Below are 11,853 nucleotides of genomic sequence, written 5' to 3'. Positions count from 1 at the left end.
GAAAGTGGATCGGGGGATCCGTGACCGAGCTGCGTCGATCAGGGATGTCGATGCGCGCCGCCCTGCGCATCGGACTTCACGTCGTCGTCGTGATCGTCGTCGTCGTGTGGCGCCACGCCCTTGCGCGACTGCTTCAGCCAGTACCGGCCCTCCTCCTCGCTCCTGGGCAGGCCCCTGCCCTGGAGATAGGCGCGGCCCAGGGCCGCCTGGGCGATGGGGTTGCCCGCCTGCGCCGACTTCTTCAGCCACCCCACCGCGACCGCGAGGTTCTTCGGGGTTCCCCGGCCGGCCTCGTGCATGCGGTAGAGCTCGTACTGGGACTTGCGCGCGCAGGGGTCCGAGGTCGTGGCCGTGCGTCGGTACAGCTCGAAGGCCTTCCTGTCGTCCTGCCGCGCCCCGCCCCGGCCGTCGCGATGGAAGTCGGCGAGCATGCAATCGGCGATGGTCGAGCCGCGGGAAGCGACCGAGGAGAACCACCGGAAGGACTGGGCCGGATCGGCGGGCAGGATCTCGCTGCCGTTGAGGTATCGGAATGCCAGGTCGACCTGGGCCGGAACGTGGCCGCTGCGGGCGGCGCGCTGCAGGTGGTCGAGCGAGCGCTTCCGGTCGAACGCCTGGCCCGTCTGCCCGTCGTAGTGGCGCGCGAGTTCGTGGTGGGCCGACGCGTCGCCTGCCTCGGCCTGCCGGGTCCATCGCTCGAGCGTGGTCTCGACGGTTTGGGCGGTGGCCGCCGTGGCGGCGATCGCGCCTGCGAGGGCGAGGAGGCAGGCCCGTCGCACGAGGCGCGCGAGGGGCCGGGAGACCGAAGCCGTCATGGGCGACCGCCGCATGCGTCGGCGTCCCGGGCGGAGGTCGCCACGGCCCGGGCCGTGGCGGCGTCGAGGCCGGCCATCAGCGGAAGGTCTGGCGCACGTCGGCCGGGACCACGATCTCGCTGGCCGGCGTGAGCGAGACGGTCACGTCGCGGCCCTGGGTCAGGGTCGCCAGCACCGCCTGCGCATCGGCCAGGCTGTTCAGGCGCTGGGTCCGCAGGACCTCCGGCGGGTGGAAGGTGCCCCGGGCCGCATGCACCGACTCGACCGGACCCGCGTTGTAGGTCACCGTGGCGTTCAGGCCGGGGCTGAACTGCGCGTAGCCCTGGGGCAGGAAGCCCTTGTACACGGTGTCCTTGACGTCGATGGCGACCTGCACGTAGAAGCCGGTCGGGTCGTTGACGTAGTTGTCGGTCGACGTCACCACGCCGTTGGCCAGCAGCGGGATGGCCGGGTTCTTGTTCTGCGGCCCGACGAAGCCCTGGATGATCCTGCCGCCATCGAGCACCTTGGCGCTGACGTTGGTCAGGCCGTTCTCGCGACCCGGCTTGAAGGGCCCGGAGGTCTCGATGCTCTTGTAGGTGGCGTTGGCCGCATCGCTCGCGCGGTAGGACGCCACCGAGCGCCGCTTCTCCAGCTGGTTGGAGAACTCGCCGGTGATGTTGACGCCATCGACGACCGGCGAATCGAACACCCTGGAGCGCATCGCGTCGAGCATGGTCAGCTGGCGGCCGACGTTGGCCGGATCGCGGTTGTAGGCCTTGAGCGCCTGGTACACCTCGACGATCGGGAACTGGTTGGTGTGCTGGGGCGACACCAGGTCGACGTCGACGGTGTTCTGCAGGTAGCTGAAGCCGTGCTGGAACGACAGGCGCAGCCAGCCATTGGCCGCCGTGGGCGAGTTCAGGCCGTTGAAGCCGTAGCCGCCGTGGTAGCCGAAGGTGTAGAACCTGCCGTCGGTCGGGTTCTTGACCCGGAACAGCATGTTGGTCGTGCCGGGCGTGTGGCCGGGCGACCAGATCACCATGATCTGCACGTTGCCGTAGTCGTACCACTTGTCGTAGACGTAGTAGTTGTTGGTGCGCGCCCGGATGACGGTCTCGGTGGCCGGCAGGGCCCCGGCGATGTCGAAGGTGTTGCCCTGCAGGTCGGTCTTGACGCCCAGCACGTCTTCCCTCGACGCCCACAGGTTGATCGGCTTGCCGGCGTTGTCCATCATCCTGAGCTGCTCGACCACCGTGCCGTAGTGGTCGCCGTGGCCGTGGGTCAGCCAGATGTCGGTGACCGAACGCGGATCCACGCCCATCAGTTCCAGGTTCTTCCAGTACTGGTAGCCGCTGTTGGCCCAGCCGGCGTCGATCTTGATGACCTTGTCGTCGGCGGGATCGGCGGTGCCCATGTCGGCCTTGAGCAGGTACGAGGCCACCTCGTTGTCGCCCACGTAGTACATGGTGTTCTTCACCATCTCGAAGGGCTCGGTGCTGCGCGTGTAGGGCGCGGCGGTGACGCCGGTCGCGTTGATGCTGGCGTAGGGCTGGCCCGAGACCGGGTCGGTGCCCTTGTCGGCCAGCATGGTGCTCAGCGTGGGCACGTCCCACACCGGCTTGCCGTCGCTGGTGGACTGCGGGGTGAAGTACCAGATGGCGGCGACCTTGGCGGTCGCGGCGTTCTCGTGGTTGTCGTCGAAGACCAGGTAGGCGGCCTGGCGCGCCGTGGTGCTGTAGCGGTAGTCCGCCGTGACCGGCAGCGCCGCGAGCGTCGATGCGCCGCTCTGCCCGTAGCTGGCGGTGTTGACGTTGAAGACCCTGGCGTCGGCCGCCAGGGTGTAGGTCTCCTCGTAGCGCTTGATGGGCGTCGCGTACGCGCGGCCGGCCTGGTCGGCGGTGACGATGGAGCCGTCGCCCACGGTGACGGTGGAACCCGTCTTGCCGTAGACCCAGCCCGCGGCCACCATGGGTCCGGGCGCATCGGCGTTGCGGGTGACGGCGGCGCCGTACTTCTGCAGGTTGAACTGCGCCGCGGTGGAAGTGCCCTTGGCCAGGATCACGTTGAAGGTGCCCGCCGCGTCGCCGACGACCTGCACCCCGTTCGGGTCGCTGGCCGAGGGCAGCCAGTCCACGAGATGGCCCGGCACCAGGCTCGCCTGGATGACGGCGGCCTGCGCGGGCGCGACCGCGGCCGTGGTGAGGGTCCTCGCACCGTCCTGGGCAAGCACGGCCACCGACACCGTCTGGCCCCCCGAGGCGTTGGTCTGCACGGTGGGTGCCGCGGTCACCAGGCCGGCGGCGCGGAACGCCTTGGTCCGCACCGGCGTCGTGCCGCCGGGTGGAGTGCCGCCGGGCGACGTGCCCGTGCCGGCCGTCGGCGGGTTGGTGGTGCCTGTGTCGGCCGCCGAACCATTGCCTCCGTCACCGCCACAAGCCATGAGTGCCGCAGAAGCGATCACCGTGGGCATCAGACGCCAGCAGGTTGTCGATATGTTCATTGGAATGTCTCCTTTGGAAATTGCTGTTTGCGAACCGGACCGGTCTTCAGAACGGTGCCTCGACGCCTGCGGGGGCTGCTGGCTGGCGAACGTTGAGGATGAGCGCCACCGAGGATGCGAAACCGCAGAAGACCGTGAGGTCCACCAGGCCGCGCGGCCCCAACTCGGCGGCCACGTCGTCGTAGAGCGCCTGGGGCACGCCGTGCTCTTCGGCCAGCGACCGCTCGAAACGCGCGGCGACGCGCACGGCCGCCGGTCCCTCGGGAATCGAACCCCGACCCAGCGCATCCACGGCGTCGTCGTCCAGACCGGCATGGCGCGCCTTGTCGACGTGGTTGATCCAGAGGTACCGGCAGCGGTGCCGCCGCGCATTCATCAGGAACACGGCCTCCAGGACGCCGGGAGGCAAGGTCCCTTGCTGAAGCGCTCCGGAGAGCTGGTCGAAGGCCTCGGCGACGGCCGGGCTGCGCAGCAGGGCCGTGTACGGTGCGGGCAGACGACCCCGGCGTCGTTCGATGAGGTCGCAGACCTGGCGCTGCGCTGCATCGAGGGCCTGCCTGTCGGGTGCCGGGAACCGATCGGAAGCGTCGTCCAACGGTGCGACCTCAGGCGTTGGGTTTGATGTTGCCGGCCTTGATCACGTCGGCCCACTTGGCGATCTCCCGATCGAGCCGGACCTTGAACGCGTCGGCGGTGCTGCCGACGGGAATGAAGCCCAGTTCGAGCAACCGCTGGTTGAGCGGACCCGAACGGACCGCGGCGGAGGCGGCCGTCGCCAGTTGCGCCACGGTCGACTGCGCCAGCCTCGCCGGCCCGATGAGTCCGAAGAAGGGCGTCGCATCGACGGCGGCCAGCCCCGACTCGGCCATCGACGGCACGTCGGGCAATTGCGCGGCCCGGGCGTTGCCGGTCACCGCCAGCGCCCGCACGGTGCCGGCACGGATGTGGTCGATCATGGTCGGCACGGTGGTGAAACCGAACTGGATCTGGCCGCCGATCAGGTCCGTCAGCACCGTGGCGCCCCCGCGATAGGGCACGTGGTTGATGTCGATGCCAGCGGCATTGCGGAGCTGCTCGCCGGCCAGGTGCGGCGCGCTGCCGACGCCGGCCGAGCCGTAGTTCAGCGTTCCCGGCCTGGCCTTGGCCAGCGCCACGAAATCGCGGATCGTCTTCGCGGGCACGGAACCGTGGACGACCAGCACCAGCGGCGCGGTGGCCATCAGGGAGATCGGCACGAAGTCGCGTCCGGTGTCGTAGGGCAACGCGGCACCGAGCAGGCCCGGATTGATGGCGAATGCCGTGTCGATGAACCCCAGGGTCTGCCCGTCGGGTGCCGCACCGGCGATCGCCTTGGTGCCGATCTGGGTTCCGGCGCCGCCGCGGTTGTCGACGATGTAGGTGGCGCCGGTGGCTTCGCCCAAGGCCTGCGCCATCAGGCGCGAGAGCGTGTCGGTGGACGCACCCGCTGCGTAGGGCACGATGATCTTGACGGGGCCCTTGCTCGCGCCTTGCGCCCGGGACCGCAGGGGAAGACCGGCAGCGCCTGCCAGCGCGACGAGCACGGCGGCCTCGAGCCACTGGCGACGGGAGCAATCGGGCATGGGGATTTCCTAGGAGGTTCGATGGACGAAGGCGACCAGGTCGTCCTCATCGGCCGGATCCGCGCCCAGTCCCGGCAGATCCGTCAGACGAAACGCGCCGTTCGCGAACGGAATGGAGCGGCTGTAGGGCGAGAACGCCAGGTCGCAGTACAGGCGTTCGACCACCGCGTCGTCCTCCTGCGCCGCGAGCACGTGGAGGGTGGCCAGGAAGCCCGGCCCGAAGAAGGCCGACTGCGGTGCGAAACGCACCCGGCTGTCCGCGCAGTCGCGCGAGAGCTGCCACAGCGCCGAGACGCCACCGGCCTTGATGGCGCTGGGCTGCAGGTAGTCCACCGCTTCGTCGGCGACGAGTTGCCGCAGTTCATGCAGGCTGCTGGCGTTCTCTCCGACGGCCGTGGGGATGCCGGTGGCGGCGCGCAATGCCTTCAGGGCCCCGATGTCCTCGGGCGGCCAGAGGGGTTCCTCGATCCAGAACGGATCGAAGGGCGCCATGGCCCGGACGGCTTCGGTCGCCGTATCGGCCGTCCAGGCGCAGTTCGTGTCCACCATCAGGACGGTCTCCGGTCCCATGGCCGCGCGCGCCGCCGCCACCGACTCGGTCGTGCGCTCGTGCAGCTTGACCTGGCCGTAGCCCGCGCGCAGCGAACGCTCGACGTTGCGCCGGATCAGTTCCGTGTCGCCGTCGTACTGCAGCAAGGAGGCATAGGCCGGGATGTCCAGGCGGCGGGCGCCGCCGAGCAGCCGATACAGCGGCACGCCCTCGAGCTTGGCGCGCGAATCCCACAGGGCGATGTCGAGGCCGCCGAGGGCGTGGATCACGGGACCGGAGCGACCCATGTTGTGCAGGGTGCGCTCCAGCGTCGATGTCAGGCTGCGATCGGTGGCGTCGCGCCCCACCGCCAGCGGCGCGATGCGGCCTGCGAAGATGGCCGCCACGGCGTCGAGCTGCGCGCCGTACGACTCGCCCCAGCCCACGACCCCGTTCTCGAGCTCGACCCGCACCAGGCAACTGTCGAGGGTGGTCCTGACACGGCCGGCGAACCTGGGTGCCGGTCCCCCGTGATCGAAAGGAAGCCGCAGCGGCAGGCAGGTGATCGAGCGAATGTTCGTCGACATCGGGGTTCTCAGGTAATGGGCTTCTGATAGCGCTATCAAGGATAGGTGGATGGTAGTGTCTGCATCTGCACGTGCACCCCGGGGTTTGCCCTCAGGCGCTCTCGCGCTCGACGATGCAAAAGCCGACGTCCACGACGCGGCCGGGCGAAGGATCGCTGCCGGCGCGCTGGATGATGAACCGGGCCGCGTGCCGGCCGATCGCGATGTCGTTGACCTGGACCGTGGTGATCGCCGGGGAGACGTCGGCGGCGAACGGCAGATCGCCGAAACCCACCACGGCCAGATCGCGCGGCACCCGCAGGCCCATGGCGACGGCTTCGGTCAGGACGCCGAGCGCCAGGAAATCCGAACTGCAGAAGACGGCGTCCGTCTGCGGCTGGCGCCGCAGGATGTCCTTCAAGGCGTCGCGACCGCTTCGCACGCCTGCCGGGGCATCCACCGCCACGGTCACCACGCCGGCGGCCGCCGGCCACCGGCCGTCGTGCCGGCGCGCGGCATCGACGAACGCCTGGGCCCGCCTGAGCGCGCGCGCGTGGTTGCCACCGACGAAGGCGAGATGGGTGCGTCCGCGATCGAGCAGCAGGTCGGCCACGGCCGTCGCGATCTTCTCGTGGGAGAAGCCCACCAGCATGTCGATGGGCGCGCCGACCATGTCCCACGTCTCCACCACGGGGATGCCCGAGGCACGCAACCGCAGCCTGCCGGCGTCCGACGGCACGACGCCGCCCAGCACCAGGCCGTCGGGCCGGCGTCCGATGATGGCGTTGAGCAGTGCGTCGTCCTCCTGGACGCCGTAACCGCCCTGGCCCAGCATCAGCTGGTAGCCGTGGACGCCCAGTTCGGTGATCAAGGACTGCACCATGGCCTGGAAGACCGGACCGGCCACCGACGGCACGATGGCCGCCACCAGGCGGCTGCGTCGCGATGCCAGGCTCGATGCCACCTGGTTGGCGACATACCGGGTCTCCTTCACCGCGGCAAGCACGCTCGAACGGATCTCGTTCGACACTCGCGAAGGCGAGTTCAGCGCGCGCGAAGCACTCATCAACGACACCCCGGCCAGCTTGGCCACGTCCGAGAGCGTGACCGCACCGCTCGCGCGTCCCCGCCGGGGCTCCGGCGCCGATGCACGGGCGGTGGGGGCCGCAACCGGCTGGAGGTCCGGGCCGGTCGATCCGGTCGGGCCGGTCCGGCGGCGTCGCGTGGCTGCCCTGCCCGTGGAGCGCCGGCGCAGCACGATGGGGTCTTCGCCGCCGAGGGCCTGCATCCGGGCGGTGAGCGCTCGTTCACGCGCCTGGTCGGGCGTCACCGCATCGCAGCCCCCCAGTCCCATGTCCCTCCGCTTCCCATCGACGGACAAGCGCACGATCCAGGACCGCGCCCCGCTCCTGCTCACCCGCAGGTAGAGGCCGGCGGCGCCTCCCACGGCGGTCATGCCGACCGCGTGGATGGATCGGATCTCTTCCATGGACAGTTTCTTGGCTTGGCGAGGCATGCGGCGACTTCTTCGGGAGCGTGTTCGATCCCATCTATCATCCCATCAAACCTGCCGGTTTTCGGAACGGGCGCGCGTGGTCGTCGAAATCAACCGACACCGTCGTGGCGCACCCGATCCGCGACGATCCGGCGCCGGCGCCCGAGCCGGTCCTCGCGCGCGATGCGCCGGCGGGCGAGGCGATCCCGAATGCCACGACGCTCGCGATGCGCGCGACGGCGATGGGAGTGGCAGCCCTTGTCGACGTGCAGCCGTCCCGGCCGACGCCGTGCCCCCGCCGCACCTCCGAACCGCAGGCCACCTACCTCGCAAGTGCGACGTTCCTACGTCCGTACGGAGGATTCGCCGCCATGGCCGGTGTCGCGGCGCCGAGACGATGACCGTCGTTCAATCTCATCGGAGCAGACCTTGTCAGATCGCCTTTCCATGCAGGACCCCCGCACCCAGTACCCCCAGCCGCCATTCCCGCGCCAGCCGCAGCCGGTGCCCGGCCTGGCCTCGAAGATGGACCCGGTTCCCGACCACGGCGAGACCAGCTACCAGGGCTCGGGCCGACTCAAGGGCCGCAAGGCCCTCGTCACCGGCGGCGACAGCGGCATCGGCCGCGCCGCGGCCATCGCGTTCGCCCGCGAAGGCGCGGACGTCGCCATCTCCTACCTCGCGTCCGAGACGACCGACGCGCAGGAAGTCATCCAGCTGATCGAGGCCGAAGGCCGCCAGGCCCTCGCGTTGCCGGGCGACATCACGAACGAGGCCTGGTGCCGCGAGCTCGTCGCCAAGACCGTGGCGCAGTTCGGCGGGCTAGACATCCTGGTCATCAACGCCGGGCACCAGCAGAACCGCGAGGACATCGCCAAGGTCACGTCGGAGGACTTCGACCAGACCATGAAGACCAACCTGTACGCGATGCACTGGATCGCCCAGGCCGCCGTGCCGCACCTGCCCGCGGGTGCGTCGGTCATCACCACCGCCTCGGTCCAGGCCTACGATCCCTCGGCGATCCTGCTCGACTACGCGACCACCAAGGCGGGCATCGTGGCCTACACCAAGGCGCTGTCCAAGCAGTTGCTCAAGAAGGGCATCCGCGCCAACGTCGTGGCGCCCGGACCGTTCTGGACCGCCCTGCAGGCCTCGGGCGGCCAGCCGCCGGAGAAGGTCGCCAAGTTCGGCGCCGAGAGCGAATACGGCCGTCCCGGCCAGCCCGTGGAGGTCGCGCCGATCTACGTGCTGCTGGCGAGCCAGGAAGGCAGCTTCATCAACGGCGAGGTCTACGGCATCACCGGCGGCGCCGGCGTGGCGTGAGCGGGCCGACGCGCGACGACCTCCGACACGCGGCGCCCGACCCAGCGTCCGACAGATCCCCGTCCTCGCTCCGGTCGGACGGTTACCTGCCGCTGGAGGACTATGGCGTCCTGGGCGACGGTCGCTCCGTCGCGCTCGCGGGCATCGACGGTTCCATCGACTGGTGGTGCGTCCCCAACCTCGACTCGCCGCCGCTGTTCAACCGGCTGCTCGATCCGGAGCAAGGCGGTCGCTTCGAGCTGGCGCCGGATCGCGCGTTCACCGCCACGCATCGCTATCGCGACGACAGCAACGTGCTGGAGACGACCTTCGTCACCGACACCGGCGTCGCGCGGCTGACCGAGTCGCTCAACAGCGGCACGGCCGGGCGTCTGCCGTGGGCCGAACTGGCCCGCCGCGTCGAGGGCATCGAGGGCACGGTCCGGTTCGACCTGCGCGTGCTGTTCAGCCGGCGTGCCGACGCGGTGAGCCCGTATCACTCGAAGACCGGGCCGCACGCGGTGTTCCACGTCGGACGGGTGCTGGGCCTGCTGCTGCACAGCGCGGGCGTCGCGGTGGAGCGGTCCGACGAAGGCGTGGTCGGTCGCCTGGAGGTCCGCGCCGGCACGCGCGAGATCGTCGCCATCGTCGCGGGCGAGGACGAGCCCCTGGTCATCCCCACCGTCGAGGACCTCGACGACCGCATCGACGTGTCCGACAACGAATGGAAGGTCTGGGCGCGGCGTCTCGAGCACGCGGGAGGCACGCGGGCGCAGTTCCTGCGCAGCGCGCTGGCGCTCAAGCTGCTGCTGTACTCGCCGACCGGGGCCATCGCCGCCGCCGCCACGACCTCGCTGCCCGAAGGCATCGGCGGCGCCAAGAACTACGACTACCGGTACGCCTGGGTGCGCGATGCGGGCTACACGGTCAAGGCCTTCCTGGCCGCCGGCGCGCTCGGCGAGGCCAAGGCCGCCTTCACCTGGCTGCTCAAGCGGCTGGAGGAGCACGGACCGCAGGTCTGCTTCACCTTGCAGGGCCGGCAGGTCCCGCCGACCACGACCATCGACGTGCCCGGTTACCGGCGCTCGCGCCCGGTGCAGATCGGCAACGACGCCACCTCGCAGCGCCAGCACGGCGTCTTCGGCGACATCTTCGAGACCGCCTCGCGCTTCGTGGAGGGCGGCAACATCCTGGATTCGGCCAGCGCCCAGCTGCTCTCGCGCCTGGCCGACCTGTGCGCCGATTGCTGGCGCCAGAAGGACTCGGGCATCTGGGAGCTGGCCGAGCCCCAGCACTACACGAACTCGAAGATCAGCTGCTGGCAGGCTCTCGCCCGTGCGGTGGAACTGGCCGACGGCGGCCAGCTGCCCACCACCTGCCGGGACCGCTGGTGCCGCGAGCGCGACCGCATCGAGGCCTGGATCGGCGAGCACTGCTGGTCGGAAACCCTCCAGTCCTATGAGTTCTACCCGGGCTCCGGAAAGCTCGATGCGTCCCTGGCGCTGGCGGTGCGCTTCCGCTTCGACGGTCGCGACCGCTTGGCGAAGACGCTCGACGCCATCGACCGCCACCTCGGCAAGGGCGCTTTCCACTACCGCTACAGCGACGTCGACAAGGAGGAGGCCTGCTTCCTCGCCTGCTCGTTCTGGATGGTCGAGGCCCGCGCGTTGCTGGGGCAGCGCGACGCCGCGCTGGCGTCGCTCCGGGCCATGGGCGACGCCCTCCCGCAGGGGGTCGGCGTGTTCGCGGAAATGGTCGACCCGGTCGACGGCTCGATGCGGGGCAACCTGCCACAGGGGTTGTCCCATCTCGCCCACGTGATGGCGCTGGACACGCTCGCGAGGACGGCCTAGCGGTCGGCTCGGCGCCTCATCGGTCGAGCGGGATGCCCACGCGCGGCGGTCGGCGACGAGCGCACGCAAGGCCCATTCCGTCGCACGCGCGATCTGTTCGCCGCAGAGGTCCCAGGTCGGCCTCGAACGCCGTGTCGATGCCCCGGCGGGGACGGAGCGGGCCGTCTCCTTCTGCCGACCCTCTCGCCGGACGCCGGCATGCCGACGGGCATGGACGCTGCCGACCGCACGCCGCAGACGTCACGCCCGCCGGTCTCCGGGTTGGAAGCAGATGGCCGGACGCGCCGTGGCGGGCGCCGGCAACCGGGGGCCGTCGCATGAACCGGCCCGGACGGGGGCCCGGACGGCCACCACGTCGATGACCACGTCGCGATCGCCAGTGGTTCGCCGCGCCGAAGGGGCCATGGCGGAACGGGACGTCCGACGGGGCGCTCGAGGTTGCGGTCGTGGTTGCGGTTGCGGGCGTGGCGCGGGCGTCACCTCGGGCGGCCGGGACACCGGAAGCGTCGTCCAGGACCGGATGGCCCACGCAACTCCCAGCAGGAAAAGCAGCGAGGGAATGGCGATCGGGTTGACACTGAGCAGCAGGTACAGCCCCACCTGGGCCGCATCGGGGTCGCCGGTCAGCGCGGGGCCGGCGACCATCAGCGCGAAGGGGCCGAAGACGGCGACGAACAGCAAGGTGCCGAGGACCGGAAAAACAGGGAGTCGCATGGATCTACGCGGAAAGAAAGGACGCCCCGACCGATCGATGGACCGCTCCCCCGCACAGGGCCGTCACCACCGCCGCCAGCGTGCCGCCGCGCACGACGCCATTCACCCGGCGCGACCGGGCCGGCCGCGCCGCTGCAGCGGGCATCGCCTGGACCGACTTCAGGTTCCTCCCGCGCGGGAGGCGCCCGTTCCGACGGACGCACGGCGCGCCGGCGCCGGCGAGCCCGTCGACCACGGCATGACCGGGATGTCCGGTGACCGGGCCCATGCCTGCCGCGACGACGGTTGCGGTGGCGGCCCGAGTCCGGCTGCGCGTCATGACCGCGACGAAGGCCACGGCGGTACCGTGGAGCACCGCGACGAACGGGATGGTGGGTGACATGGCTCGCACTCGGGCAAAAGGGCCCGACGTCGTGAAATCGGTCCATCGACGGCCGCAGCCGGCATCCACGTGATCGGTCCACGGTCGGCACCAGGCACGTGCCGACAAGGGTGA

At 70.4% G+C, this 11,853-nt stretch carries 11 protein-coding genes; 3 read left to right on the top strand and 8 right to left on the bottom strand.

Features of this window, described 5'->3' with window-relative positions:
* Positions 1–38 precede the first annotated feature (38 nt).
* From ABID77_RS16200 to ABID77_RS16175, 6 genes are all read right to left on the bottom strand, one after another.
* Entirely contained in the window at positions 39–815 is a 777-nt protein-coding gene (locus tag ABID77_RS16200) for a tetratricopeptide repeat protein (protein WP_429597983.1), read from the bottom strand.
* Between the two features lie 76 nt (positions 816–891).
* Positions 892–3,297: an MBL fold metallo-hydrolase gene (locus ABID77_RS16195; protein ID WP_429597981.1), complete on the bottom strand. Its 2,406-nt coding sequence runs from the start codon at positions 3,295–3,297 to the stop codon at positions 892–894.
* 46 nt (positions 3,298–3,343) lie between these two features.
* Complete coding sequence (locus ABID77_RS16190; protein ID WP_429597979.1) at positions 3,344–3,892, bottom strand: carboxymuconolactone decarboxylase family protein; 549 nt, start codon at positions 3,890–3,892, stop codon at positions 3,344–3,346.
* A 10-nt stretch (positions 3,893–3,902) separates the two neighbouring features.
* Positions 3,903–4,898 (bottom strand): tripartite tricarboxylate transporter substrate binding protein, encoded by a 996-nt coding sequence (locus ABID77_RS16185; RefSeq protein WP_429597977.1) that lies wholly within the window; start codon positions 4,896–4,898, stop codon positions 3,903–3,905.
* 9 nt (positions 4,899–4,907) lie between these two features.
* Positions 4,908–6,014: a mandelate racemase/muconate lactonizing enzyme family protein gene (locus ABID77_RS16180; protein WP_429597975.1), complete on the bottom strand. Its 1,107-nt coding sequence runs from the start codon at positions 6,012–6,014 to the stop codon at positions 4,908–4,910.
* 91 nt (positions 6,015–6,105) lie between these two features.
* Positions 6,106–7,482, bottom strand: a complete 1,377-nt coding sequence (locus ABID77_RS16175) for a substrate-binding domain-containing protein (protein WP_429597973.1) — start codon at positions 7,480–7,482, stop codon at positions 6,106–6,108.
* Positions 7,483–7,529: 47 nt separating this feature from the next.
* On the opposite strand from ABID77_RS16175, the gene ABID77_RS16170 reads away from it, so the two are divergent.
* The 3 genes from ABID77_RS16170 to ABID77_RS16160 are packed head-to-tail and all read left to right on the top strand — an operon-like array spanning position 7,530 to position 10,643.
* Positions 7,530–7,889: a hypothetical protein gene (locus ABID77_RS16170; protein ID WP_429597971.1), complete on the top strand. Its 360-nt coding sequence runs from the start codon at positions 7,530–7,532 to the stop codon at positions 7,887–7,889.
* A 10-nt stretch (positions 7,890–7,899) separates the two neighbouring features.
* Complete coding sequence (locus ABID77_RS16165) at positions 7,900–8,811, top strand: SDR family oxidoreductase (RefSeq protein WP_429598297.1); 912 nt, start codon at positions 7,900–7,902, stop codon at positions 8,809–8,811.
* Entirely contained in the window at positions 8,808–10,643 is a 1,836-nt protein-coding gene (locus ABID77_RS16160) for a glycoside hydrolase family 15 protein (protein WP_429597969.1), read from the top strand. The genes ABID77_RS16165 and ABID77_RS16160 overlap by 4 nt, the downstream gene beginning before the upstream one ends.
* A 240-nt stretch (positions 10,644–10,883) precedes the next feature.
* On the opposite strand, the gene ABID77_RS16155 is transcribed toward ABID77_RS16160, so the two are convergent.
* Positions 10,884–11,357 carry a hypothetical protein gene (locus tag ABID77_RS16155; RefSeq protein WP_429597967.1) on the bottom strand — a complete coding sequence of 158 codons (474 nt, stop codon included), beginning with the start codon at positions 11,355–11,357 and terminating at the stop codon, positions 10,884–10,886.
* Between the two features lie 4 nt (positions 11,358–11,361).
* The gene (locus ABID77_RS16150; RefSeq protein WP_429597965.1) at positions 11,362–11,739 is read right to left on the bottom strand and encodes a hypothetical protein; all 378 of its coding nucleotides are present in this window, start codon (positions 11,737–11,739) and stop codon (positions 11,362–11,364) included.
* Between the last annotated feature and the right edge of the window lie 114 nt (positions 11,740–11,853).

Origin of the sequence: Variovorax sp. PvP013 (genome assembly GCF_050435945.1) — a bacterium.
Classification (GTDB): Bacteria; Pseudomonadota; Gammaproteobacteria; order Burkholderiales; family Burkholderiaceae_C; genus Variovorax.
The sequence above is the reverse complement of the archived record's forward strand: the minus strand, read 5'-3'. Positions and strand labels throughout refer to the sequence as shown.

Excerpts from the sequence above, each read along its gene's own strand:
- ABID77_RS16200 (WP_429597983.1), bottom strand. The coding sequence starts at position 815 with ATGACGGCTTCGGTCTCCCGGCCCCTCGCGCGCCTCGTGCGACGGGCC.
- ABID77_RS16195 (WP_429597981.1), bottom strand. The coding sequence starts at position 3,297 with ATGAACATATCGACAACCTGCTGGCGTCTGATGCCCACGGTGATCGCT.
- ABID77_RS16185 (WP_429597977.1), bottom strand. The coding sequence starts at position 4,898 with ATGCCCGATTGCTCCCGTCGCCAGTGGCTCGAGGCCGCCGTGCTCGTC.
- ABID77_RS16180 (WP_429597975.1), bottom strand. The coding sequence starts at position 6,014 with ATGTCGACGAACATTCGCTCGATCACCTGCCTGCCGCTGCGGCTTCCT.
- ABID77_RS16175 (WP_429597973.1), bottom strand. The coding sequence starts at position 7,482 with ATGGAAGAGATCCGATCCATCCACGCGGTCGGCATGACCGCCGTGGGA.
- ABID77_RS16155 (WP_429597967.1), bottom strand. The coding sequence starts at position 11,357 with ATGCGACTCCCTGTTTTTCCGGTCCTCGGCACCTTGCTGTTCGTCGCC.
- ABID77_RS16150 (WP_429597965.1), bottom strand. The coding sequence starts at position 11,739 with ATGTCACCCACCATCCCGTTCGTCGCGGTGCTCCACGGTACCGCCGTG.